23 protein-coding genes are annotated in these 25,472 nt (G+C 37.9%); 14 read left to right on the top strand and 9 right to left on the bottom strand.

What is annotated here, in order from left to right; translation table 11 throughout:
* Positions 1–4: 4 nt before the first annotated feature.
* Both ACE1ET_RS02730 and ACE1ET_RS02725 read right to left on the bottom strand, forming a co-directional pair.
* The gene (locus ACE1ET_RS02730; protein WP_375726825.1) at positions 5–454 is read right to left on the bottom strand and encodes a hypothetical protein; all 450 of its coding nucleotides are present in this window, start codon (positions 452–454) and stop codon (positions 5–7) included.
* Between the two features lie 21 nt (positions 455–475).
* Positions 476–898, bottom strand: coding sequence for a DUF2147 domain-containing protein (locus tag ACE1ET_RS02725; RefSeq protein WP_375726824.1), 423 nt, complete (start codon positions 896–898; stop codon positions 476–478).
* Between the two features lie 100 nt (positions 899–998).
* On the opposite strand from ACE1ET_RS02725, the gene ACE1ET_RS02720 reads away from it, so the two are divergent.
* Both ACE1ET_RS02720 and ACE1ET_RS02715 read left to right on the top strand, forming a co-directional pair.
* Positions 999–1,727: a head GIN domain-containing protein gene (locus tag ACE1ET_RS02720; RefSeq protein ID WP_375726823.1), complete on the top strand. Its 729-nt coding sequence runs from the start codon at positions 999–1,001 to the stop codon at positions 1,725–1,727.
* Positions 1,728–1,814: 87 nt separating this feature from the next.
* Entirely contained in the window at positions 1,815–2,273 is a 459-nt protein-coding gene (locus tag ACE1ET_RS02715; protein ID WP_375726822.1) for a hypothetical protein, read from the top strand.
* A gap of 13 nt (positions 2,274–2,286) precedes the next feature.
* Here the strand turns inward: ACE1ET_RS02715 and ACE1ET_RS02710 are convergent, their stop codons facing one another.
* The gene (locus tag ACE1ET_RS02710) at positions 2,287–3,324 is read right to left on the bottom strand and encodes an NADP(H)-dependent aldo-keto reductase (RefSeq protein ID WP_375726821.1); all 1,038 of its coding nucleotides are present in this window, start codon (positions 3,322–3,324) and stop codon (positions 2,287–2,289) included.
* A 288-nt stretch (positions 3,325–3,612) separates the two neighbouring features.
* Between ACE1ET_RS02710 and rpsA the strand changes: the two genes are divergently transcribed.
* Complete coding sequence (gene rpsA / locus ACE1ET_RS02705; RefSeq protein ID WP_375726820.1) at positions 3,613–5,892, top strand: 30S ribosomal protein S1; 2,280 nt, start codon at positions 3,613–3,615, stop codon at positions 5,890–5,892.
* Between the two features lie 72 nt (positions 5,893–5,964).
* On the opposite strand, the gene rfbB is transcribed toward rpsA, so the two are convergent.
* The gene (gene rfbB, locus ACE1ET_RS02700; protein WP_375726819.1) at positions 5,965–7,017 is read right to left on the bottom strand and encodes a dTDP-glucose 4,6-dehydratase; all 1,053 of its coding nucleotides are present in this window, start codon (positions 7,015–7,017) and stop codon (positions 5,965–5,967) included.
* A 61-nt stretch (positions 7,018–7,078) separates the two neighbouring features.
* Positions 7,079–8,107, bottom strand: a complete 1,029-nt coding sequence (gene galE / locus ACE1ET_RS02695; RefSeq protein ID WP_375726818.1) for a UDP-glucose 4-epimerase GalE — start codon at positions 8,105–8,107, stop codon at positions 7,079–7,081.
* 219 nt (positions 8,108–8,326) lie between these two features.
* Here galE and ACE1ET_RS02690 point away from each other — a divergent pair, with 219 nt between their 5' ends.
* The 4 genes from ACE1ET_RS02690 to dprA are packed head-to-tail and all read left to right on the top strand — an operon-like array spanning position 8,327 to position 11,795.
* Complete coding sequence (locus ACE1ET_RS02690) at positions 8,327–9,472, top strand: glycosyltransferase family 4 protein (protein WP_375726817.1); 1,146 nt, start codon at positions 8,327–8,329, stop codon at positions 9,470–9,472.
* A gap of 3 nt (positions 9,473–9,475) precedes the next feature.
* Entirely contained in the window at positions 9,476–10,177 is a 702-nt protein-coding gene (locus ACE1ET_RS02685; RefSeq protein ID WP_375726816.1) for a DNA alkylation repair protein, read from the top strand.
* On the top strand, positions 10,155–10,676 hold the full coding sequence (locus ACE1ET_RS02680) for a hypothetical protein (protein WP_375726815.1): 522 nt from the start codon (positions 10,155–10,157) through the stop codon (positions 10,674–10,676). Before ACE1ET_RS02685 ends, ACE1ET_RS02680 begins: the two co-directional genes overlap by 23 nt.
* 12 nt (positions 10,677–10,688) lie before the next feature.
* Positions 10,689–11,795 carry a DNA-processing protein DprA gene (gene dprA / locus ACE1ET_RS02675; protein WP_375726814.1) on the top strand — a complete coding sequence of 369 codons (1,107 nt, stop codon included), beginning with the start codon at positions 10,689–10,691 and terminating at the stop codon, positions 11,793–11,795.
* On the opposite strand, the gene ACE1ET_RS02670 is transcribed toward dprA, so the two are convergent.
* Positions 11,782–12,768, bottom strand: a complete 987-nt coding sequence (locus ACE1ET_RS02670) for a carbamate kinase (RefSeq protein ID WP_375726813.1) — start codon at positions 12,766–12,768, stop codon at positions 11,782–11,784. The genes dprA and ACE1ET_RS02670 overlap by 14 nt on opposite strands.
* A gap of 151 nt (positions 12,769–12,919) precedes the next feature.
* On the opposite strand from ACE1ET_RS02670, the gene ACE1ET_RS02665 reads away from it, so the two are divergent.
* Positions 12,920–13,417: a ferritin-like domain-containing protein gene (locus tag ACE1ET_RS02665; RefSeq protein ID WP_375726812.1), complete on the top strand. Its 498-nt coding sequence runs from the start codon at positions 12,920–12,922 to the stop codon at positions 13,415–13,417.
* On the opposite strand, the gene cysN is transcribed toward ACE1ET_RS02665, so the two are convergent.
* Entirely contained in the window at positions 13,414–14,688 is a 1,275-nt protein-coding gene (gene cysN, locus ACE1ET_RS02660; RefSeq protein ID WP_375726811.1) for a sulfate adenylyltransferase subunit CysN, read from the bottom strand. The two genes, ACE1ET_RS02665 and cysN, sit on opposite strands and share 4 nt — an antisense overlap.
* Before the next feature lie 34 nt (positions 14,689–14,722).
* The gene (gene cysD / locus ACE1ET_RS02655) at positions 14,723–15,628 is read right to left on the bottom strand and encodes a sulfate adenylyltransferase subunit CysD (protein WP_375726810.1); all 906 of its coding nucleotides are present in this window, start codon (positions 15,626–15,628) and stop codon (positions 14,723–14,725) included.
* A 274-nt stretch (positions 15,629–15,902) separates the two neighbouring features.
* Here cysD and ACE1ET_RS02650 point away from each other — a divergent pair, with 274 nt between their 5' ends.
* Complete coding sequence (locus ACE1ET_RS02650; RefSeq protein ID WP_375726809.1) at positions 15,903–16,898, top strand: Gfo/Idh/MocA family protein; 996 nt, start codon at positions 15,903–15,905, stop codon at positions 16,896–16,898.
* Positions 16,899–16,937: 39 nt separating this feature from the next.
* A complete protein-coding gene (locus tag ACE1ET_RS02645; protein WP_375726808.1) occupies positions 16,938–18,347 on the top strand; it encodes a membrane-associated sensor domain-containing protein in 1,410 nt (469 codons plus the stop codon).
* Positions 18,348–18,412: 65 nt separating this feature from the next.
* Here ACE1ET_RS02645 and ACE1ET_RS02640 read toward each other — a convergent pair whose 3' ends face one another.
* Positions 18,413–20,614, bottom strand: coding sequence for a S9 family peptidase (locus ACE1ET_RS02640; protein WP_375726807.1), 2,202 nt, complete (start codon positions 20,612–20,614; stop codon positions 18,413–18,415).
* A 169-nt stretch (positions 20,615–20,783) separates the two neighbouring features.
* Between ACE1ET_RS02640 and ACE1ET_RS02635 the strand changes: the two genes are divergently transcribed.
* From ACE1ET_RS02635 to ACE1ET_RS02620, 4 genes are all read left to right on the top strand, one after another.
* Positions 20,784–22,133: a glycoside hydrolase family 28 protein gene (locus tag ACE1ET_RS02635; RefSeq protein WP_375726806.1), complete on the top strand. Its 1,350-nt coding sequence runs from the start codon at positions 20,784–20,786 to the stop codon at positions 22,131–22,133.
* A 95-nt stretch (positions 22,134–22,228) separates the two neighbouring features.
* On the top strand, positions 22,229–23,440 hold the full coding sequence (locus ACE1ET_RS02630; protein WP_375726805.1) for an outer membrane protein assembly factor BamB family protein: 1,212 nt from the start codon (positions 22,229–22,231) through the stop codon (positions 23,438–23,440).
* Between the two features lie 18 nt (positions 23,441–23,458).
* A complete protein-coding gene (locus tag ACE1ET_RS02625) occupies positions 23,459–24,889 on the top strand; it encodes an outer membrane protein assembly factor BamB family protein (RefSeq protein ID WP_375726804.1) in 1,431 nt (476 codons plus the stop codon).
* A 73-nt stretch (positions 24,890–24,962) separates the two neighbouring features.
* A complete protein-coding gene (locus ACE1ET_RS02620; protein WP_375726803.1) occupies positions 24,963–25,472 on the top strand; it encodes a DUF4251 domain-containing protein in 510 nt (169 codons plus the stop codon).

Raw genomic sequence — 25,472 nt, 5'->3', positions numbered from 1 at the left:
TTTGCTATTTAAAATTATAACGGACCGTTAGAGCTGTTCCTCCAAACCATCCGTAAAACCTGCCAACAATATCAAATGATGGTTTCCAGTCAACGGATATATCAACAGGAAAGTCCCTGAATGTATATTCCAGTCCGACAATGCCATCAAGACCCGCTACAAAACTACGGGTATAAGGATTGCCAAATCCTGCATGTGCACCACCGCCATAATACCACATCAGGCCTTCGATGTCAAAAGCTTCATTGTGTACTTCATACAATCCGGTTACAGCAATATTATTCCAACGGGTTGAAAAAATACCTTCCAGCGCGGTATGATCATTAACAAAATGTTTCAGTGTAATACCGCTCTCAAATCCCATGCGTAAACCGATGGATGTTTGATAAGGTTGAGCCTTGAGTGCAATGGTAGAAAATACCAACATAAGAGTGATTACTAATGATTTTTTCATGTTTTACTTATTTATATTTGTTTAATATTCTTCTGCCAGATACCAGGTTTGTGTCCTGAAAAAAGGTCCGATATAACCTCGGACATTCAGCTTGTTACCTTCTCTCCAGATTTTAACATCGTAAAGTTTTCCGTTATCCGGATCAAGAATACCGTCATCACCTTTCCAGTATCCTTCATCATTTTTCAAACCTGTAATAATGGTTAACCCAATAATGGGTTTCATGTGCCTGTTTCCAGGACATTTATCACATAACGGATTTTCTTCATCATTATCAAGTAATTTAATGATATCTCCATAAGCTTTGCCATCTTTGATGTATATTTTTACAATAGATTTTGCATTTCCTGTTTTGTCATCAATGGTTTTCCAGTGACCGGTGATATTTTGCGAGAATAACGATGTTGCTGTAAAAAGCAGGGATATAAGCATTAAGTGTTTCATACTAAAAAATTTAAGTTCATAATAAATTATTAACAGTTTTTGTAACTTTTAAACGTTTAGCACGTATTTGTAATAGTACAACAATAATACTTAAAAAATCATGAAAAATACAATCCTTTTAATTGTTGCGGTATTAACGCTTACGCTGGTAGCATTTGATGCACCAAAAGATGATATTGATATACGAGGTAATGGTGATGTAATAATAACTTCAAGAGCGGTATCATCATTCTCAGAATTAAAAATAGATGGAGTATTTAATATATATCTCCTTCAGGGGGACCAGGAAAAAGTAGAGGTGGAAACCGATGAAAACCTTCAGGATGTGGTGATTGTAAGAAATAAAGATAATGAATTAAGGATCAAGACAAAAGATGATATAAATATTAAGCATTCCACAAAAAGTAATATTTATATCACCCTTAGAAACATAAATAAGATGGAAATAAATTCCGTTGGAAAAACTGAATGTAAGGATATACTTAACCTGGACAGATTATCTCTCGAGGTTAACAGCGTTGGAAAAACAATTATGAAAATTGACTGTAATCAGTTAAATGCAGAAGTAAATGCTGTTGGTGCTGTTATTTTGGAAGGTAAAGCTAAAAGTGCAAATATTGAACATACCGGCGTTGGAAGCATGAGCGCTTATCATTTTAATGTGGCCTATCTTTCACTTGAACACTCAGGAATCGGAAGCGTGGAAGCCTATGCAACTAAAGAATTATCAATTTCATCAGACGGTATTGGCAGTGTAAGATACAAAGGACCGGCTGAGGTGACCAAACTGGAAACTTCAGGTATTGGATCTGTGAAAAAAGTAGATTGACCAGATATGTTATCATATCATCCCTAAAAGGAGGTGCATCAGGACGGTGTGCCTCTTTTTTTGTATGTTTGTATCAAAAGATTGAAAATGGAAAAATTTGTCCCCAAAGATCACATCAAAGTTACATTAATGATCTTTACTGCAATGCTTGGTGGTCTGTTCGTTTATGCCATGATCGCTCTGTTTGTTACCTACGGCAAAAAACAGCCTAACAATGATATTGATACGTATCTGTATATTGCTGTTGCAGCAGCTTTTATTGCGATTATAGCAGGTCAGTTAATTGCCGGTTCTATCATTAAAAATGCCTTGAGTAAAGATTTTGAAACAAAACTGAATGCATACAGATCTGCCGTACTTGCAAAGATCTCTCTCATGGAAATTGCAGCCATTTATTCCATAACAATGTACATTCTGACCGCCAATATTTTATTGCTTGTAGTTGCAGCTGTCCTTGTTTTTCTCTACAGGTACACACGTCCAACTCCGTTAAGGGCAGCAAAGCTTATGAAACTTTCACAAAAAGATGCTAAACAACTAATGTAAACTTTAATCGGTACTAAGGGGCCGGATTCGGTATTTCGCGTTGTATACCTTCAATTGCCTGAAGAATATCGTCTGACAAGGTAATATTGATACTTCCTATATCTTCTTTAAGCTGATCCATTGATGTTGCACCTATGATAGTACTGGTAACAAAATCACGGCTGTTTACAAATGCTAGAGCCATTTGTGCTGGTGTTAAACCGTTATCTTTAGCCAGCTTTACATATTTTTCCATCGCTTCCCATGCTTTAGGTTTACTGTAACGCGGTAGCCGGTCACTAAATAGGGTCAGTCTGGCTCCTGGAGGCATCATTCCGCCGGATTTATATTTACCGGATAGTAATCCAAAAGCGAGGGGGGAATATGCCAGTAATCCTGCTTTTTCACGTATTGCAACTTCAGCCAGTCCAACTTCAAATGTCCGGTTCAATAAGCTGTAAGGGTTTTGAATGCTCACAATTCGGGGCAGATTGTACTGTTCAGACAACTTTAAAAAGGACATCAGCCCCCATGGTGTTTCGTTGGATAATCCGACATACCTGATTTTCTTAGATTCTATGAGTTCCTGCAATGATTCCAGAACCACCTTAAAATCTGTTCCGGTATTATCAGTTTTATGATTGTATCCAAGGCGACCAAAAAAGTTAGTTGGACGCTCCGGCCAATGCAACTGATATAAATCGATGTAATCTGTTTGAAGACGTTCAAGACTTTTTTCAAGAGCTTCATTTAAATGAATTCTCGAAAAGGAAGGAGACTTTCTGATGTGTTCCATTCCTGGGCCTGCTATTTTGCTGGCAATAATCAGTTTATTTCTGTCATATCTGTTTTTAAGCCATGAACCAATATACCTTTCGGTTGAACCCTGAGTTTCTGGTCTGGAAGGTACTGAGTACATTTCTGCCGTATCAATAAAATTGATGTCATTATCAATTGCATAATCCAGCTGCTCATGAGCTTCTTGTTCTGTATTCTGTTCACCCCAGGTCATTGTTCCCAGACATATTTTACTGACTTTTAAGCCGGTTTTACCTAATTTATCGTAGATCATAATTTTTTTTTGTATTACATTATTTGAATTCAAATATGGCAAGTAAATTCAGCTGATCCAAAATTATTACCTCCATAATTTATAATAAACCTCATTCCTGTTAATTGGGTTCAGACAGATGAATAATTAACAATAAAAACAAGGCTTAAGTCGGGTGAGATATAACCACGTGAGATTCAATAAAAAAAGTGTGAAATCCTTTAGCATTACTGATAAATAGTGTATCTTTGCGCCGCGATAAGAAAATATAATGTCTAACTTATTAGTTTTTACAGAGTTAATTAATTTATGTCACAAAACGAAGAAAAAAAACTGGAAAACCAGGAACCTCAGGAAGAGGTAAAAGATCAGGTTGAACAGGTTGAAGAAACAAAACAGGAAGAAGCTCCTGTAGAAGAACCCAAAGAAGAAACTGAAGCAGCTCCCGCTGCTGAAGAAATCCCGGAAACAAAAGAGGAAGAAGTAGTTGAAGAGGCACCTGCAGCTGAGGTAAAAGAGGAAGTTGCTGAGCCTGTTGCTAAAAAAGAAGTTGTTAAAGAAGAGAAAACAGCAGCAAAAGCTACTGCTTCAGACGATTTTGACTGGGCCGCTTTTGAAAGGGGTGATGAAGTTCCTGACAAAGAAGCCAGCGAACTTGAAAAAATTTATGATGGAACACTTTCAACAATTGCTGAAAAAGAAGTTGTTGAGGGTACCGTTATTTCAATGAACAAGAGAGAAGTGGTGGTTAACATCGGCTTCAAATCGGATGGTATCGTAAGCTTAAATGAATTCAGGTATAATCCTGATCTTAAAGTTGGCGATACTGTTGAAGTTTACATTGAAAATCAGGAAGACAAAAAAGGTCAGCTGGTTCTTTCACATAAAAAGGCACGTGCAATGCGTTCCTGGGATCGTGTGAATGCTGCGCTTGACAACGATGAAGTTATTAAAGGTTACATCAAATGCCGCACAAAAGGTGGTATGATCGTGGATGTATTTGGAATTGAAGCTTTCCTTCCAGGATCTCAGATTGATGTTAAACCTATCCGTGATTACGATATCTATGTTGGTAAAACTATGGAATTCAAAGTGGTTAAAATCAACCAGGAATTCCGTAACGTAGTTGTATCTCACAAAGCGCTTATCGAAGCTGAACTTGAAGAACAGAAAAAACAGATCATTCAGAAACTTGAAAAAGGTCAGGTTCTTGAAGGTACGGTTAAAAACATTACATCATATGGTGTATTCATCGACCTTGGAGGTGTTGATGGTTTAATTCACATCACTGACCTTTCATGGGGACGTGTTACACATCCGGAAGAAATCGTTCAGCTGGATCAGAAACTGAATGTTGTTATTCTTGATTTTGATGATGACAAAAAACGTATCGCTTTAGGTCTGAAACAATTGACGCCACATCCATGGGATTCATTGGATGAAGAGCTGAAAGTAGGTGATAAAGTTAAAGGTAAGGTTGTTGTATTGGCCGACTACGGTGCATTTGTTGAGATTGCTCCGGGTGTTGAAGGTCTGATCCACGTTTCTGAAATGTCATGGAGCCAGCATTTACGCAGTGCACAGGACTTCCTGAAAGTAGGTGATGATGTGGAAGCTGTAATTCTTACCTTAGACCGTGATGAGCGCAAAATGTCACTTGGTATTAAGCAGCTTAAAGAAGATCCTTGGGCCAGCATTACTGAGAAATACAGCGTTGGAACCAAACATACTGCAACCGTTCGTAATTTCACCAACTTCGGTGTATTTGTAGAAATTGAAGAAGGTGTTGACGGATTAATTCATATTTCTGACCTTTCATGGACCAAGAAAATCAAACATCCTGCTGAATTCACTCAGATTGGTGCTGATATTGAAGTTGTGGTTCTTGAAATCGACATGGAAAACCGTCGTTTGAGTCTTGGACACAAACAACTGGAAGAAAATCCATGGGATGTATTTGAAACAATTTTCAGCGAGGGTTCAATTCACGAAGGTACCATCATCGAATTATTCGATAAAGGTGCTGTAGTATCTCTGCCTTATGGTGTGGAAGGTTTTGCAACTCCAAAACATCTTGTTAAGGAAGACGGCGTACAGGCAAAAATGGACGAGAAACTGGAATTCAAAGTCATTGAATTTAACAAAGATTCAAAACGAATTATTGTTTCCCACAGCCGTGTATTCGAAGATGAGAAACGTGCTGAAGATAAAGCAAAACGTAAATCTCAGGCTTCTTCAAACAAAAAAGGCATGAAGAAAGTTGTGGATAACCTGGAGAAAACAACTCTTGGTGACGTAACTGATCTGGCTGCTTTAAAAGATCAGCTTGAAGCTGCTGCCAAACCAAAGGCAAAGAAAGCGGCTGCTCCTAAAAAAGCTGAAACTGCAGAGCCAAAAGCTGAAGCGAAAACCGAAGTGAAGGAGGAAGCTAAAGAGGCTAAAGAAGAAAAAGCAACTCCTGCTGCTGAAGTGAAAGCTGAAAAGTCTGAAAAAGTGGAAGAGCCAAAGGCTGAAGAAGAAGCTCCAAAAGCTAAAACTAAGGCTAAAGCAAAAGAAGCTGATGAAGATGCAAAAGAAGATAAAGAATAATTGTTCGATATCACATAAAGAGAAAGGCGGCCAAACGGTCGCCTTTCTTATTTGAATATATTTTATATTTAACTATCTGTCAAGGTACTGCTTTTCATAATATTTCTCATACTCACCCGAAACCACGTTGATCAGCCAGTCCTCATTTTTGAGATACCATTCAACAGTTTTCTCAAGGCCTTCTTCAAACTGTAAAGATGGTTTCCAGTTTAATTCATTCTGAAGTTTCGTTGAGTCAATAGCATACCTTAAATCATGTCCGGCACGATCTTTAACATATGTAATTAATTCAGCAGATTCTCCGGCTTTACGTCCAAGTTTCTTGTCCATAATATCGCACAGGAGCTTGATCAGTGCAATGTTAGTCCATTCGTTATGCCCCCCAATGTTATAGGTCTCACCTGTCTTTCCTTCATGGAAGATGACATCAATAGCCCTGGCATGATCCTCAACCCATAACCAATCTCTTACATTTTCGCCTTTGCCATAAACAGGTAGTGGCTTCTTGTTTTTGATATTGTTTATAAACAATGGGATCAGCTTTTCAGGAAACTGATAGGACCCATAATTATTTGAACAGTTTGACACGACAGTTGGCAAGCCAAACGTATCGTTATATGCTCTGACAAAATGATCTGAGCTGGCTTTGGATGCAGAGTAGGGACTATGCGGATCATAAGCCGTAGTTTCGGTAAATAAACCACTTATGCCAAGAGAACCATATACTTCATCGGTTGAAATATGATAAAAGCGTTTATCCTCCATGTTATCTTTCCAGACGGCTTTTGCCGCATTTAAAAGATTTACCGTTCCAATAACATTCGTAAAAACAAATTCCGTAGGATTTGAAATAGATCGATCCACATGCGATTCCGCAGCTAAATGAATCACGCCGTCAAACTGATGTTCCAGGAAGAGTGAGGTGATGAAATTGTCATCCACAATATCACCCTTAATAAATTCATAATTGTCACGATTCTCTATATCACTCAGGTTAGCCAGGTTTCCGGCATAAGTCAGTTTATCCAGGTTAAATACCTTATAATTTGGATATTTGTTAACAAATAGCCTCACAACATGAGAACCAATAAATCCGGCTCCTCCTGTAATTAAAATTTTCTTCATTTGCTTTTATTAAACTGTTTATTGGCAATAATATAAAACCAGTGCTAAAACGCCAAATAGCTTATTTTATTCCCCGATAATTTTTTTCCCAGTTCCATGCAGAAGCCAAGGTTTCAGCCAGAGTTTTCTCAGCAGTCCATCCAAGCTCTTGATTTGCTTTCGTAGTATCAGCATATATTTTTTCAATATCACCGGCACGTCTGCCAACAATACTATATTTCAGGTCAATTTTATTAACGTCACTAAATGTTTTAACCAATTCAAGAACCGACGCTCCATTTCCGGTACCTACATTAAAATACTCATATGCACCATTGTTTTTACCCTCCAATAATCTGTTAATGGCAAATACGTGAGCTTTCGCGAGGTCAACCACATTGATAAAATCCCTGATGCAACTTCCGTCAGGTGTATCATAATCATCACCAAATACTTTTAGTTCGTCCCTCAATCCTGCTGCAGTCTGAGTAATATATGGCAACAGATTATTTGGAATCCCCTGTGGTAGTTCACCAATTAGGCCGCTTTCATGTGCCCCAATCGGATTAAAATACCTTAATGCAATAGCATTGATATTACCATAGGCTTTTGCAGAATCTCTTAAAATATCCTCACATATGGCTTTTGTATTACCATACGGACTCTCTGCTTCTTTTCGGGGAGTTTCTTCTGTAACCGGAAGTTGATCCGGTTGTCCGTAAACCGTACACGATGAACTGAAAACAATGTTTTGAACACCACTTGCTTTCATGCCTTCAATGAGATTTATCAACGATAATACATTGTTTTTATAATACAGTAGTGGTTGCTGAACAGATTCACCAACAGCTTTTGATGCAGCAAAATGAATAATAGCTTTTATATCTTTATTTTCGTCAAACAAAGCCTGAGTTTTTGCCATATCCTGTAGGTTGAACTGATAGAATGCAGGTTTAGTTCCTGTTATTGTTTCAATGCTGTCCAGAACCTCAACTGAAGAATTTGACAGGTCATCCACAATAACCACTTCAAAACCCGAGTTAATTAATTCAACCACAGTGTGTGAACCAATATAGCCGGTTCCTCCTGTTACTAAAATTTTTTGTTTCATTATGATATATTATTCGATTTTCAGGATTAATTGCAATTTTGTTTTCAGGCCTAAAAATACGTAAAAATTAGCGCCGATGAATTGTAATAATCCTTTTTTACCGTCACTTTTATTTTAAAAGTGTACTTATTTACATGTAACATTGATATATAATGGTAATATTTTAAAAATCTGTTTTTATTTGGCACTTTTGTATTTCCAAATTTTTTTGAAATTTACGTGAAGACATTCAACGGACACATATTGCACATTCCCCGATGGTATCCGGGACTAAACGGTCCACAGGGAGGAGTTTTTATTTCCAAACATATAGCATCTTCACAAAACTACAGGCATAGCGTAATAAATGTAAATGTATCAAAAGGAAAGGAGATACCCTTAAAAAGGGTACTTTTTACTTCATCAGAAAACGTTAATACCTATTCCTACTTTTATAGATCCGGAAACAAATTGTTCAGTAGCTTCAATTATTGTATTGGAATTTATAGATGTATACGACAATTACTAAAAGAAAAGGATAAACCAGATCTTATTCATGCACATGTATTGTTAAGAACCTATGTTGTTGCTTATGTTCTGCATATTTTATTTAAAAGACCCTATATAATTACAGAACACTGGTCAGGCTACCATTATGGATTATACCACCAAAAATCTAAAACATACAGGTTTCTGTTGAAACTTATGCTGAAAAAAGCTGAAAAGGTATTGGTTGTTTCAAACAGGTTAAGGAATGATATGCTAGCGTGTATTCCTCTGGATAAAACAAAACTTAAAATACTGCCCAATGTTGCAGAGAATACATCGGAAACAAAACCCCAAAAGCAAGGGAGCACAATTAAAATAGTAACCGTAGCCGATCTGAAAGATAATATTAAACGCGTTTCAGGAGTGATAGAGGCTATAAAAAAGTTTACAAACGAAAATATTGAATACCACATTATTGGGGATGGTCCCGACATAAATACATTAAAGCAGTTGGCCAATCAACTATTGAATGAAAAAATATATTTCTATGGCGAACTATCAAATGAAGATGTGCTAAAGAAGCTGCCTGAATTTGACTTTCTGATACAGAATAGCCAATATGAAACATTTGGTTTGGTACCTGTTGAAGCTCTTTTATCCGGTCTGCCTGTTATTTCAACCACAACCGGATGCCCCGAGGAAGTTCAGCTGCGTGAAGCAGGTATCTTTATTGAACCGGATCAGCAGGAAGAACTTATGAAAGCAATCGACAAAATGATTCATACATTTCGCGAGTATGAAGTGATACCGGTTCAGAAAATAATTAGCCAAAAGTTCTCTGCCGAAACAGTAGGAGCAATGCAGGAACAGATTTATAATGATATATTGAGCAGATAACCAATGGATTTTACTTTTATCAACGATACTACAGAAAAAGATCTTAAGCTGGTATTAAATCAGATTAACCTGCATAAAAATGGTACGGTTAGCCAGTCAATGAAGGATGCTGGTCTGAATTACAGGGTAAATTTTGGCGTTTCCGTTGTTGATCTCCGTAAGATAGCAAAACAATATGCTTATAATAATACACTGGCAAAACTGCTTTGGGAGAAAGGATGGCGGGAATCATATATTCTGGCGACTTTAATTGCAGATCCAGAAACTATTGATATTGAAACCTTGACCAAATGGATGAATGAAATTCTTACCACTGAATTGTCAGAACAGTTGGGTAATAATCTTATAGCTTCACTACCATATTCAAGTATCCTTAAAGACTTATTGAATTCCGGGAATAATCTTATGCGGATAGCGGCTTATAAAGCTTTATCTAAGCAGTTTCTGATGAAGAATTTTGATAATAAAGATGTTTTTGTGAAATCGCTTGAATTTAACCTTTATGATTCGGCTTTGTTCAGACGGGAATTAGCAGTTTCATTAGGTCAGGCTTCTGCATTTTTTATACGATATCATAACAATTTGATAAACTACTTACTCGAAAAAATTAGCTATTTTCAGGTGAAATCAAATGATTTCGAATTAACGCACCAAATCGTTATAACTGAAATAGATTTTTTCTGTGAAAAGGACAATTCTGAATAAAGGATTATTGTTGTTTGTTATATTTTTTATAGCAAATACTATTTCACTCTTCGCCTATATATCAGATCCTGCTTTCGAATCAATACCTGAAGAAAACGATTCTGCTTCGGTTTCAGTTTCAGAAACTGAAACGCTTGAAAATGAAAAGGAATCCTTTTATTTAAAGGCAGAAAAGGCAAATTCAAGTCAACAAAAATTTAAAGTTAAAAGTGGCGAAAGTGATTTTTGGGGTTTAATTGAAGAAGGTGAAATAACTGCTTCAAATAAAGCATACAAACCTGATAAACACCAAAAAGTTCCAATGTGGGGAGAGGCCGATCTTTCTTTTGAACTGGAGGAAATGATACGAAATTACCGGGAACTGTTAAAAGCCTATCAAAGTCATTTAAACTGGGCACAGAGGGTTAATAATCAACAGATTGTTGACTTAATGAATGTTAAAATAACGCAAACAAAAAAGCTGATAAAAGAATGTAAAAGAAATCTAAGGAAATATTAATATTACCCCTAAATGTCTGAAGAATACCTGCTAAACCAAATTGCCGCATCCATGATACCGGGTGCCGGGAGTGTTATGGTAAGAAAACTCATCGGTATAACCGGTTCACCTGAGGCCCTTTTCAGTGAATCAAAAAAGAACCTTTTTAAGATTCCTCAAATTCCACGCCATGTGGTAGATAACATATATAAAAAGGAATTTTGGAATAATGCGGAAAGTGAACTGGAATTTATTAAAGCGGAGGATATTAACACTACATTTTTCCAGGAAAAAGATTTTCCGGTTCGGCTTAACGAATGTTATGACTCACCGGTATTATTATACCATAAAGGAAATATTGATTTTAATAAGCGAAAAATTGTGAGTATTGTTGGAACCCGTAAAAGTTCGCATTACGGATCCGGCATGATTGAAAAGATTGTGAAAGGTCTGGCAGAATCTGATCCTGACACCTGCATTGTCAGTGGATTAGCTTATGGTATTGATATTATGGCACACAAGGCAGCTGTACGCCATAATCTTGATAGTTTAGCTGTTCTGGCTCATGGCCTTGACGATCTTTATCCTCCTAAACATAAAGATACAGCAGTTAAAATGATGGAGCATGGCGGACTGGTGACTGAATATACCAAATCCACTATTCCTGAATCTCATAATTTTGTAAAGCGAAACCGCATTGTTGCAGGCATTTCCGATGTAACTCTTGTGATTGAATCCGGTTTGAAAGGAGGAGCAATGATTACTGCCAATCTTGCATTTTCATATAATCGCGAAGTCATGGCGGTTCCCGGGAATGTAGGGAACTATTATTCGGCGGGATGCAATTATCTGATTAAAACACAAAAGGCATCGGTTATTGAGTCTGCAGACGACCTCTTAAAACTGATGAACTGGGATCTTAAAAATAAAAAGAAAACAGTTCAAAAAAGTCTCTTTGTTCAACTAAAACCTGACGAAGAGAAAATTTATAATCTGCTCAGAGAATACCAGACTATGTCTTTAAATGATATAAAGATACTGAGTGAATTAATGATCAGCCAGGTTTCAATGGCACTGCTAAACCTTGAAATGGAAGGATTAATCAAATCCTTGCCCGGAAATATGTTTACGATTGCCTGAGCTGATGATGAGGTTTATCATTCGGATCATATTCCAGTGTTATCTTAGTACCGTAAGTTTTATCTTCCAGTTTTGTCGCTTCTGTAATGACACTTTTTTGTCCACCATGTTCAATAAAACGTAAGGCTGCCCTTATTTTAGGAGCCATAGTTCCTTCGCCAAACACACCATCTCCCAGCATTTCATTGGCATCCGCATAATTCAGAAACTCAACAAGTTCCTGTCTTTCTGTTCCAAAATGTTTATACACAAATGGCACATCCGTTAAGATGTAAAGCTCATCGGCATGAATATGTGCCGCTAAAAGGGCAGAAGACAAATCCTTATCTACCACAGCTTCTACAGCTTGTAACATGCCCTTAGTGTCTTTATATACCGGTATGCCACCACCACCAGCGGCAATCACAATACGACCGGCTCTTGCAGTAGCCTCTATTACTTTTTCATTGGTTATACATACCGGTTCGGGAGAAGCAACTACGCGGCGTACATAACCGTTTTGCTTCGAATCTTTAAACTGCCATCCTTTGGCTTTTTTCAAAAGTTCAGCTTCTTCCTTAGTAAAAGACTTGCCTATGCGTTTTTGAGGATCCAAGAACGCGTTGTCCTTTGGATCAACAATTACCTGGGAAATAAAAGCAACAACTTCTTTGTTTATTCTGTGTTTCTTTAAAATATTCAGAATACAGCGCTCAATCATATATCCGATACCGCCCTGTGAATCAGCCACACAAATATCCAGTGGCATAGGAGTAATGCCGTAGATCTGTTCTCCTGCATCATTTCGCATCAGAATATTTCCAACCTGTGGCCCGTTTCCATGGGTAATCACAAGGTCGTAGCCATCTCTGAGCAAATAAATCAGATTTTCCAGTGTATCAAGTGTGTTTGCAATCTGCTCTTCAATACTTCCTTTCTGGTCTGCTCTTAACAGAGCGTTCCCGCCTAAAGCCACAACTGCCAGTTTATTCATAACATGATGTCTAATCAATTCAAACTAAAGTAAGGTTTAATTTGAATCGTAGTAATGATCAAAGTCAATCTTTTACTATGTGATTAATCATGATTTTTCAGTTTGCACAGCGAACACTTTTTATTACCTTTATTGGATAAAAATTAACACAATGAGCAAATCAGTTACAGATATTTTAAAAGAGGCTATTTTACTGGAGATGCGCGGACAGTCATTTTATAGCAATGTGTCAGAAAAGAGTGATAATGAAGCTGCAAAAGAGTTCTTTAATATGATGGCCAAAGAGGAAGGTGAACACATTCGTTTTTTGAAAGAGCAGTACGACAATTACGCAAAAAATGCAAAGTTTACCGCACCAAAAGAAATTGACACGGACGATGACACTGTAACTCAAATACTAACCGATAAGATTAAAAAAGAGATTAGTGCTGCCAGTTTTGAAGCTGCAGCTATTTCTGCTGCCATGGATTTCGAGACACGCGCTGTAAAGATTTATGCTGACCGTGCTAAAGAAGCTACCGATCCCGAAGAGCAAAAAACATATGATATGTTAGCTAAATGGGAGGTAGGACATCAAAAATTCCTGCATGAAATAAATAAGGAACTGAAAGAACGGGTATGGTATGACAACCAGTTCTGGGCTTTTTAGATGATCATTCCGGCGGCTACTGTCTCATTGGTCGCCTCATCAATAAAAATTAAGCTACCCGTGATCCTGTTCTTATTGTAAGAATCATAAAACAGTGGTTTTGCTGTTTTAATGGTTATGTTTGCTATATCATTTAATCCTACAGTCAAATCTGAATCATCCTGTTCCAGAGAATTAACATCCATTTTATAATTTACAGAATTTACGATAGCACGTACTTCATTGGTCGTGTGCTTAATGGCGTATTTCCCTCTTGGAACCAATTTTCGTTCGTTAAACCAGCAAACCATCAAATTAATTTCCTGACCAACACGTGGCATATTTTCCTGATCCGTAATCATATCACCACGACTTATATCAATATCATCCTCCAACTCAATTGTTACAGATTGGGGTGGGAATGCCTGACTTAATTCTTCGTTGTATTCAAAAATATTTTTAATTTTTGAATCTATTCCTGATGGCAATACTTTTACCTTGTCACCTTTTTTGAATATTCCACTGGCTATTTTTCCGGCATACCCCCTGAAGTCATGGTATTCATCTCGCATTGGACGAATAACATACTGTACCGGGAAACGTGCATCATCAAGATTTTCATCATGCTTAATTTCAATGGTTTCCATCAGGTGCAGGAAGGTGTCACCTTTATACCAATCCATATTTTTTGAAGGATCAACAACGTTATCACCATTTTTGGCACTTATCGGAACAAACCGCGCATCTTCAAGACCAAGCTTTTTGGTAATGTTATCCGTAAAATCTTTTTTGATAGCTTCAAACGCTTTCTGATCATAGTCAACCAGATCCATTTTATTAACGCAAACAATGATATGCGGAATCTGTAAAAGATTGGCAATATAAGAATGTCTTCGTGTCTGCTCAATCACACCATTACGGGCATCAATCAAAATAACGGCAACATTGGCGGTAGAGGCTCCGGTTACCATATTACGGGTATATTGAATATGACCCGGAGTATCGGCAATAATAAATTTACGTTTTGGTGTTGCAAAATAACGGTAAGCCACATCAATGGTGATTCCCTGTTCGCGCTCAGCACGCAAACCATCCGTCAATAATGCAAGGTTTACTTCTTCTTCTCCTTTACCTACACTGGCACGCTCAATAGCTTCCATCTGATCTTCGAAAATGGCTTTACTGTCATACAACAAACGTCCAATAAGCGTGCTTTTTCCGTCATCCACACTTCCGGCTGTAGTAAACCTCAGAAGTTGCATATCAAGATAACCTGAATCTTTTCCTGCCATGATATATTTATGTGCTGATTGCTAATTTAAGTGATTAAAAATACCCCTCTTTTTTTCGGTCTTCCATTGCTGCCTCTGAACGCTTGTCATCGGCACGACCACCTCGCTCTGTGACGCGTGTTGCGGCAATCTCCTGAATTATATCTTCAAGAGAATTCGCCTGTGACAAGGTTACGCCTGTACAGGTTATATCACCAATGGTCCGGCATCGTACTTTCATATGTTCCACCTTTTCTGATGGCTTAAGTTCCATAAAAGGGGCATAGGCGAGCCATACACCGTCTCTGTTAAAAACGTCTCTTTCGTGCGTATAATACAGCGAAGGTAACGGAATATTTTCCTGATAAATATACTGCCATACATCCATTTCAGTCCAGTTGGAAATAGGGAACACCCTGAAATGTTCTCCTACATTCTTCCTGCCATTGTAAATATGCCATAATTCTGGCCTTTGGTTTTTAGGATCCCATTGACCAAAATCATCTCTGTGCGAAAAGAAACGTTCTTTGGCCCTTGCTTTTTCTTCATCACGCCGTCCACCACCAAGTGCAGCATCGAATTTATACTTTTCTATGGTATCTAACAGTGTTACCGTCTGAAGTTTGTTACGGGAAGCATTAACTCCTTTTTCCTCGACTACACGACCTTCATCAATTGATTCCTGCACTGAACCAACAACCAGTTTTACGCCCAGCTCTTTAATCAGATTGTCTCTGAATTCTATGGTTTCATCAAAATTATGTCCTGTATCAATGTGTACAAATGGGAATGGAATTCTGGCAGGCCAGAATGCTTTTTTTGCCAAATGAGCCATTACAATGGAATCTTTTCCTCCAGAAAAAAGCAAAGCAGGATTTTCAAATTGTGCTGCTACTTCACGCATCACATATATCGCCTCTGATTCCAGTTCTTTTAAATGGTTCAGACTATACTCTTCCATGTTTATTATAAAATTTAAAGCAAATTCACCCCGAAGGAGAGATTTTCCCGTTTTATTAATAAGCTGCAAAATTAATTAATCTTACCACATAAGAAAAAATCGTTACATATTTTAATTCTAAATAATCAGGAGCGGTCTTATCGTTTGTTATCAGGATCCAATTAAATTAATCTGGCTATGAGAGTATTATAGAACTTCGATATCCATAAAAAGATTTTCTTGTGAACAGAGATTAAAGTATATTTAAGTCCTGTTAATTACAATCTTTAAAATTATGTACAAACATAGAACGTTGAAAGAGATAAAATGGGGAATAATTGGTGTCGGGGATGTGTGTGAAGTAAAAAGTGCGCCAGCCATGAACCTTATAAAGCATTCTTCTATCGCAGCTGTAATGCGCAGAAATAAAGCGAAGGCAGAAGATTATGCCAGACGGCATCATGTTCCGTATTACACAAACGATGTGGATGAACTCCTGAACCACCCGGAGGTGAATGCCGTCTATATAGCCACACCTCCTGGTTCTCATGCCGATTTGGCCATGAAGGTCGCAGAAGCAGGCCTGCCATGTTATGTGGAAAAACCCATGGCCAGAAATTTTGACGAGTGCATAACTATGATTGAAGCTTTTGAAAAAGCAGAATTACCGCTTTGGGTGGCTTATTACAGAAGAACCTTACCAAATTTTGTAAAAATAAAAGAACTGGTAGAAACAGGGCATATCGGTGATATCCGTTCTGTTTCCATTGAAATGTTCAAGGCTTTGGATAATGACTTGATAGCCAATTCAGAAGTCAACTGGCGGGTTGATCCCAAAATTGCAGGGGGCGGCTATTTCCATGATCTGGCCTCGCATCAGCTGGATTTTCTGGATTTTCTGTTTGGCCCGGTTAAAGCAGCAAACGGATACTCTTCCAATCAGGCCGGCGTTTATCCCGCTGATGACATTGTTACAGCATCATATGCATTTGAAAACGGGGTTATAGGTAACGGAATCTGGTGTTTTAATGCTGCTAAAAATGCCGAAAAGGAGGTAACAACTATAGTTGGTTCCAAAGGTAAAATTACGTACCAGTCGTTTGGATCGTCCGACGTAAAAATTGACATTGATAGCGGACCAACCCAAACACTTAAATTCGAATATCCAAAACACATACAGCAATATTTGATACAAACTGTTGTGGATGAACTGCGGGGAGTTGGAACATGTCCCAGTACGGCGGAATCGGCAGCCAGAACAAATATGGTTATGGATTGGATACTGAAATAATTTTATTAATTTCGGTATATGAACCTGTTTTGTTGAATTATGACGTTAAAAAAGCAATTTCTTCATCCGGATATTAAAGAAACCGGTCTAACCAAACCGAGGATAATTGCTGGCGTAGTTATTGGTTTCTTATTTGCGTTAAGTTTATACGGATTATTATATGGAAGCAGAGAAGCACTACGCTATTATTCTGTTGGGTGGGATAGCAATATTTGGATATTAAAAGACACTGAAGTATGGTTTTATAACCTGTTTTTTGCATTTTTATCTTTCATTTTCGGGCAATCAGTATGTTTTTTATTTTGGTTTTACAGACCTAAAAGGATTTATGAAAAGAACCGAAAAAGATTATCATTTATTAATGATCAGCTAAACCTGAATACTTTCTTTATGAGTTGGTTTGCAAAGCTGGGATTTGGTTTTGGTCTATATTATGCAACGGAATGCAACTATTTGACATTTAGCCTAATACCAAAATATGAATTTCTTTTTGTTCTTATAATAATTGTATTATTCCTTCATCCGTGGATGAGCATCAGACGATATTTTAAAAATAATTCTTTAAAATGGATGGGGATTTCTTTTCTAATTATTTCCGGTTTATCCTTAGGTCTCTCTTTTATTAATATTTTGAATTATAAGAGTTTAAATAAAACCGTCCTTAAACGAAACATTCCATATACTTACCATTTAGAATTGCCTGAAACATGGTATCATGTTACAGATGAAAAAAACCGCACCTATGTAGATAATATTTATCTTATTAAAGATAGTGTCCAATCTGATAGCCAATTATTTTATAATGAATTGGAAATTGATCTTTCGGAACTTTCTAAAATACTGAAAGAAAAAGCAGAAGCTGACAGGACATTTCAATTCCAATATTTACAACTAAGTATTGATAAGAAAATTTCGATGGGGTACATCACTCAACTAATTGATAATATTACAAAATCAGGTATTTACAGACTTGGATTCAGAATTCTACCCAAAGACAGAATATTCGATGATAAATATTATTTCAAAGAATTTTTCCCATTAAAAGCGATGCCAACGGACTCAATTTATTTACAACATCTACAGACTGAAAAACGCAGTATATCCAATACGATTAATGTTAAAATGATAGATAATGGCGATTATGAAATAAATAATGTTGGTATTCCAGCATCAGGATTGAAATCTTATTTATCAGAAGAGATTCTAAAGAATACTGACTATGTCGTGTCCATTTTAATTAATGACAGGAGTAGCTACAACTCTTTTATGAAAATATATGATTCCGTTTATCAGATCATTTATGAGAAAAGAAATGAAATGTCTAGCCTGAAATATGGTGAAGACTTTCAGTACTTAGACGAAGAGCAGATGGACAGCATCAGAACAGTGTATCCTATACGGATTGATTACCTGACCACTAAAATACAAAATCAGATGGTAGGTCAGTAAGTTATTCACAGGGTGAATATTAACAGTTAATTTATATTCGCCCGGTGAATAATTCAAACAAATTCTTATTTCAGCGTACGTTCCATGAAATTAAACATTCTGTGATACAGGTGATTGCGTGTATTACCACCATTTATGCTATGGTTCCGGTTATTATAAACCTGCATTTCAAATTGTTTGTTGGCCTCTACCAGGGCTTCTGCATATTCTATGGTATTCTGGTAGTGCACATTATCGTCAGCCGTTCCATGACAGATCAGCAGATCGCCCTCCAGCTTATCTGCCAACATTAAAGGAGAATTATTATCAAAACCATTTGGATTTTCACCATAGGTTCGCATAAAGCGTTCGGTATAGATTGAATCGTAAAATTTGTAATGAGTTACCGGTGCTACAGCAATCCCCATCCGGTAAACTCCCGATTCACGTGACATACATAAAGCCGACATAAAACCCCCGTAACTCCAGCCCCAGATACCTATTTTTGCAGGGTCGGTATACGGAAGGGAACCAACATACTTTGCTGCTTCAATCTGATCAATGCTTTCGAGTTTGCCAAGGTTCAGATAGGTACATTTTTTAAATTCCTCTCCTCGGGCGCCTGTACCACGACCATCTACACAGGCTACAAGATAACCCTGTGATGAGAGATACTGTTCCCATCCAAATTTCCACTGGTCCAGAACTTCCTGTGATCCGGGACCGCTGTACTGGATCATTAATACCGGGTATTTTACATTCGGATCAAAATTAACCGGTTTCATCATCCAGCCATTTAAGGAAACACCTTCTGGTGTTTTGAAACTGAAAAACTCTTTTGGCGATGTTTGATATTTTTTAAGTCTGCCAACCAGTACGTCATTATCTTCAAGTACTCTTAATTCACTACCTTTATAATCGCAAACTGAAACGATTCGTGGTGTTTGGGCAGAACTGAATTTTTTAATAAAATAACTGAAGTCTACGCTGAAATCTGCGCAGTTTGTTCCTTTCTGAACAGCAACCGGAATAACTTTTTTAGCTTTCATGTCAACCGCGTAAACTTCGCGTTGTAAAGGAGAAACAGCCGCTGCCTGGTAATAGAAAAGGTTGCGTTTTGAATCGAAACCATAGTATTTTGTCAGGTCCCATTTACCATTGGTAAGTTTTCTGACTTCAGTGCCGTCATTACGATAAAGGTACAAATGGTTCCAACCATCTTTTTCGCTAACAAACACAAAATGTTCGTTATCAGGCAAAAAGTTCAGATAATCCAGATTGATTTCATCAATGTATCTTTCGTTTGTATCTTTCATGATCATTCTGCAAACACCTGATTTGGGATTTGCCAGATACAACTCCAGTTCGTTCTGATGTCGGTTCAGCTTTAAAACCGCGAGATATTCAGAAGTTGCAGTCCAGCGAATGCGCGGGAAATAAATATCTTTTTCTTCTGTAACCTTCATTTCATGCGTTACCCGGTTGGACGTATTGTAAACATGTACGGAAACCACAGAGTTTTTTTCGCCTGTTTTGGGATACTTGTAAACGTATTGTCCCGGATACAGTTCGTACTCATCATGAGCCGGATGCGATCCTTTATAGACGGGGAAACTGTACTCCTTAACGTCTGATTCATCAAATTTAATGTATGCCAAAAACTGTCCGTCCGGGGACCATTCAAAAGCTTTGTTAAATTCGAATTCCTCTTCGTACACCCAATCCGGAATACCATTAATTATTTTATTCCGTTCACCATCATCCGTAATCTGAAGTATAGTTCCAAAACGCAGGTCTTTCATATACAGGTTATTATCCCTGGCAAAAGCAATCCGGTTCCCGTCAGGAGAAAAAGTAGCCATTTGCTGACGTTTTCCCGGCTCAACTGCTTCAATGCGTTTGCGCCGTATATTATATACCCAGTATTCAGCGGTATAGCTTCTTCGGTATATCTGTTTTTTATTGGTATAAACCAAAATCAACTTTTCATCGTGGCTGAATGCATAACCAGAAATTGACCTTAGCCTGGCATCCTGAAGCAATTCAGCATTTACATCAAACACAACTTCTATTTTTTCACCGGTCTTATAACTGTATTTTACAATCTGCTGTCCGTTTTCCAGAACTGTATAATACTGACCGTCATTTAAGCTGTGAATATCTTTAATATCCTTCTGATAGAAGGTATTACGCAAAGTAAAATCTTCGAGTTCGACATGTTGAAGATCAGTTTGAGAATATGTCTTCAAAGCCGTTAAAATGGCAAAAAACAGAATAATATGCTTCATGTGTGTTGTTTTAACGAATAAACGAATGTTTGTGCTTTTAATTATGAAAAACAAAAGTATTTAAAAGATGGCATTCCTCAAACTTAATATTTCAACAGTGCATTTACATGCATTTATGATCAAAGCTATTATCTTTGTTAGTATTCCAGTAAAATTAAATCCGTTAATAATGATGCGTAAAACATCTCTTTTTCTCCTTGTAATTCTTTTAGGCGCATGTGAATCGGGTAATATAACAAAATTCGATTTTGAGACTTATGTTACCAAAAATATTACAGAACCCGAAATACCGGATTTCTCACTAACCATTCTTGATTTTAGTCCCTCCAGGGATTCAGCTGCGGATTGGAAACCGGCATTTGATAGGGCAATTGCAGAAATCCAGCAAAAAGGAGGAGGAACACTAATAGTTCCTGCAGGAAATTACCTTTTAAACGGTCCGATACATCTCGTTAGTCACCTTGAAATAATGCTGAAAAAAGGCGCCAGGTTGTATTTTAGTTCTGATCCTAAATTTTATCTGCCCGTTGTAAAAACAAGCTGGGAGGGAACTTTTCTGTATAACTACAGTCCGTTTATTTATGCATACAATTGTACCAATATTGCCATAACCGGAGAGGGCACCATTGATGGTGAAGCATCAGGAACATGGGCTTCCTGGAAAACGAGACAAAAAGATGACCAGTTGTTGAGCCGGGAAATGAACCACAATAATGTGCCGGTAAAGGACCGGATATTCGGTGCAGGACATTATCTGCGTCCTCAGTTGATTCAGTTTTACGAATGTGAAAATATTAAAGTTGAGGGTGTTACCATCGAAGATAGTCCGTTTTGGTGCGTACATCTGCTAAAATGCGAAAATGCTATTGTACGAGGCGTACATTACAATGCATTTAATTACAACAACGACGGTATTGATCCGGAATATTCTAAAAATGTGCTGATTGAAGATGTTCATTTTAACAATTCTGATGATAATGTAGCTATTAAAGCGGGCCGGGATAATGAAGGAAGGGCAGCTAAATCAGGTTCCGAAAATATTATTATACGTAATTGTCATTTTCAGGGTTTGCATGCAGTTGTTATCGGAAGCGAAATGTCTGCCGGAGTAAAAAATGTGTTGGTGAAAAACTGTGATTTTGCAGGAAAACTAAAACGCGGGATTTATCTTAAATCCAATCCTGACAGGGGAGGATACATCAACAACATTTTTGTGGACCACGTAACATTCGGCGAAGTGGAGGATTGCATATATATCACATCTTTTTATCACAATGAGGGTGAAGGTCATGTAACCGATATTTCTAAAATTTATCTGAATGATATTTCCTGCCATAAAGCAACCGGAAACGGGATTGTTATTCAGGGATATCCTCAACAAAAGGTTAATGAGGTTTACATCAGTAAGCTTCAGATTGATACAGTAGCAAACGCTGTTAGCATGGTGGATGCTGAAAATATCGTAATGTCTGATGTCGTGCTTGGTGGCCTGGCAACTTCACCATCTTATGTTAAGTAAAATTGTTACAAAGAATTATTTTAAACTGATACTATCTATTGTAATCATAAACTTTGAAAACTATATTTGAAACAACAACTAAAAAATCCTTCAATATGAAGTCTATAAAACTGATTGTAATGTTATTTCTGTTGTGTTCGGTTACCGGGCTGGCACAAATAGAATCTGCATGGCGTGGTCCGGATCGTAATGGAATTTATCCTGATAAAGGTCTGCTAACTCAATGGCCGGAAGATGGCCCGGAAATTATCTGGCATTACGACAATCTTGGAGAAGGATATTCTTCAGCTTCATTTTATAATGATAAGATCTATATGTCAGGAAACGAAGATACAACAGGCTATATATATGTATTGGATATGAATGGTAGCCTGCTATGGAAAAAGCCTTACGGTAGAGCTTATACCGGATCATTTCCAAACACCAGAACGACACCGTTGGTAACCGATGGTAAAATATATATGTATACCGGCTATGGTGTTTTGACCTGTATGAATGCAGAAAACGGAGACAAAATCTGGGTTCTGGATACTCAAAAGGAACTTGACGGAAGAAATATTACATGGGGAGTTACAGAAAACCTGCTGATTGATGGTGATAAACTGTTTTGCTCTCCGGGTGGTGAAAAGTACAATGTAATCGCTGTGAATAAAAATACAGGAAAGCTTATCTGGTCATCACCGGGACTTGGAGATCTTTCCGCGTATTGTTCGCCGGTTGTTATACCCAGAAAAGGCAGAAAGATATTGGTAACAATGATGGCCAGTCACATACAGGGACATGACACAGAGACAGGAGAAATGTTATGGTCATACGAACAACCCAATCAGTGGTCGGTTCATGCCAATACGCCTGTTTATGCCGATAATGCCATTGCCTGTGTGAGCGGATATGGCAAGGGAACCGTAAAACTCAATCTGAATGAGGATGGATCTCAGGTTACAAAAGCATGGTTCAACGAGGAGCTGGATAACAGGATTGGTGCGTTTGTTAAATGGGGTGATTATCTTTATGGATCCGGTGATAAAAACCGTGGCTGGCATTGTGTGAACTGGAATACCGGAGAATCAAAGTACTATGACAAATCTTTGGCGAATGGTGTGGTAATTGCGGCTGACGGTATGCTGATCTGCTATTCCGACAGAGGTGAACTTGCATTGGTTAAAGCTGAACCGGATAAATTCAACATTCTCAGTCAAACAAAGGTTAATCTTGGAACCATGCAGCATTGGTCACATCCTGTAATAAAAGATGGGAAGCTGTATTTACGACATGGAAAGTCTTTGATTGTATATAAAATTAAATAATACATTGATTCAGAGCTGATGGGGAAATTGAAATCATCACATCTGTTAATTATTGCTTTAATAATTATTGGTGGTGGCGCAATTATTTGGTGGTTAACCAAAGATCCGGTTTCTGATTTAACCATTAGCATGCCCGGTACCGATAACCGCGGAAGTGATTCCTTGTTTGAAGAAGACATAAAAATCGGGAGCCTTTTTGAATCCTTTTCCAATGACGTCCCTGAATTATCTGAAGTCTGGGCTTGTTTCCGTGGTGTAAACAGGGACAATATCTCCAATACAAAAGCACATCTGAAATCACAACTCGACGAAAATAACCTTCCCATTGTATGGAAAACTGAATTGGGTGAGGGGCATGCTGGCGCTGCCATTTTCAAAGGTCAGGTTTTTGTACTGGACTATATGGAAGAGGAGCATGCCGATATGCTGCGGTGTTTTAATCTGAAAACAGGGAATGAACTCTGGAGAAGAGGATATAAGGTTAAGATCAAGCGGAATCACGGCATGTCAAGAACGGTTCCTGCTGTTAGGGAAGATTATGTTGTAACCATTGGTCCGCGCTGTCAGGTGATGTGCGTGGATCGCAAGTCAGGCGATTTTAAATGGGGCATAGATATTGAAAAAGAATACCAGACTGAGGAACCATTGTGGTATACCGGTCAGTGTCCGTATATTGATAATGGAAAAGTAATTATTGCCACAGGAGGTAAAGCTTTACTGATTGCCGTGGACTGTGAAACCGGCGAAAAACTATGGGAAGTTCCGAACGACAATAACTGGCAAATGTCGCATGCTTCGGTAATGCCTTTTACATTTAAGGGAAAAAGAATGTATGTGTACAGTGCCGTTGGGGGCGTGTGTGGCGTTTCTGCCCAGGGTGTGGATGAAGGAAAAATACTCTGGCAAACTTCAGAATGGAATCATTCCGTGGTAGCACCATCTGCATTATGTTTACCGGATGGGAAGATTTTTCTAACTGCAGGTTATGGAGCCGGAAGTATGGTTATTCAGCTCAATGAAAATGACGGAAAATTCAGTACAAAGGTTCTGGATGAGTTCAAGCCAAAAGACGGTCTTGCATGTGAACAACAAACTCCTGTAGTTTGGAACGGGCATGTGTTTGGGATCATGCCTAAAGAAGGTGGCATGAACCGCAACCAGTTTGTGTGCGTTGATCCGAAAGATTTCAGAACAATGGTATGGACAAGTGGAAAAGATAAACGCTATGGCCTCGGGCCTTATTTTATGGCTGACGATAAATTTTACCTGTTGAATGACGATGCCACACTGACTATTATTGAGCCGAGTGTGACAGGATTTAAAGAACTGGATGAAGTGAAACTGTTTGATGGACAGGATGCCTGGGCACCATTGGCAACAGCGGACGGGTACCTTGTGTTGCGCGATTCAAAAACCATGATTTGTCTGGATATGCACGTTGACCGTTAAAATTGTTTAAGTCTCTGGACTGCCGTAAGCTATTGGTACAGAAATTGATATTACCATAACAAATCAATAAGTCATGAAAAAGTTAATCGTAATCACAATTCTGATACTTGCAGTTGCAGGTATTAAGGCTCAGGACCAGCAAAAACTTAGTCGTAAAGACAGAATCGCACAACGGGAAGCAGAAGCAATTAAAGAAACCAGGGAAATGGTTGACAGCGCCAGTTTTGTTTTTGTCCCAACACAAGCACTACCGTTAAGTATGCGTACACAGAATCTTGACGGAACCTTCAGGGCTAAAATTCAAAATGATTCGATAGATTCTTATCTCCCTTTTTATGGCAGGGCATATAAGGCAGACTACAACAGTTTGGACGGACCATTTTCTTTTGATCTCCCAATTGAAAAATATTCAACTGAAAAGTTGAAAAAGCAATATCTGGTTCAGTTTCAGGTTCAAAACAACGATGATTTAGTGAAATTTATGTTTTACATTGGTGAAACCGGTTACACAACACTTACCATCACAAGTACCAACCGGCAATCCATTTCATTTTACGGAAATATTGAGAAACCTGAAAAATAA

The organism is Quyinboa mangrovi, from assembly GCF_042219825.1.
GTDB lineage: Bacteria > Bacteroidota > Bacteroidia > Bacteroidales > UBA5342 > JBHJHP01.
The sequence above is the reverse complement of the archived record's forward strand: the minus strand, read 5'-3'. Positions and strand labels throughout refer to the sequence as shown.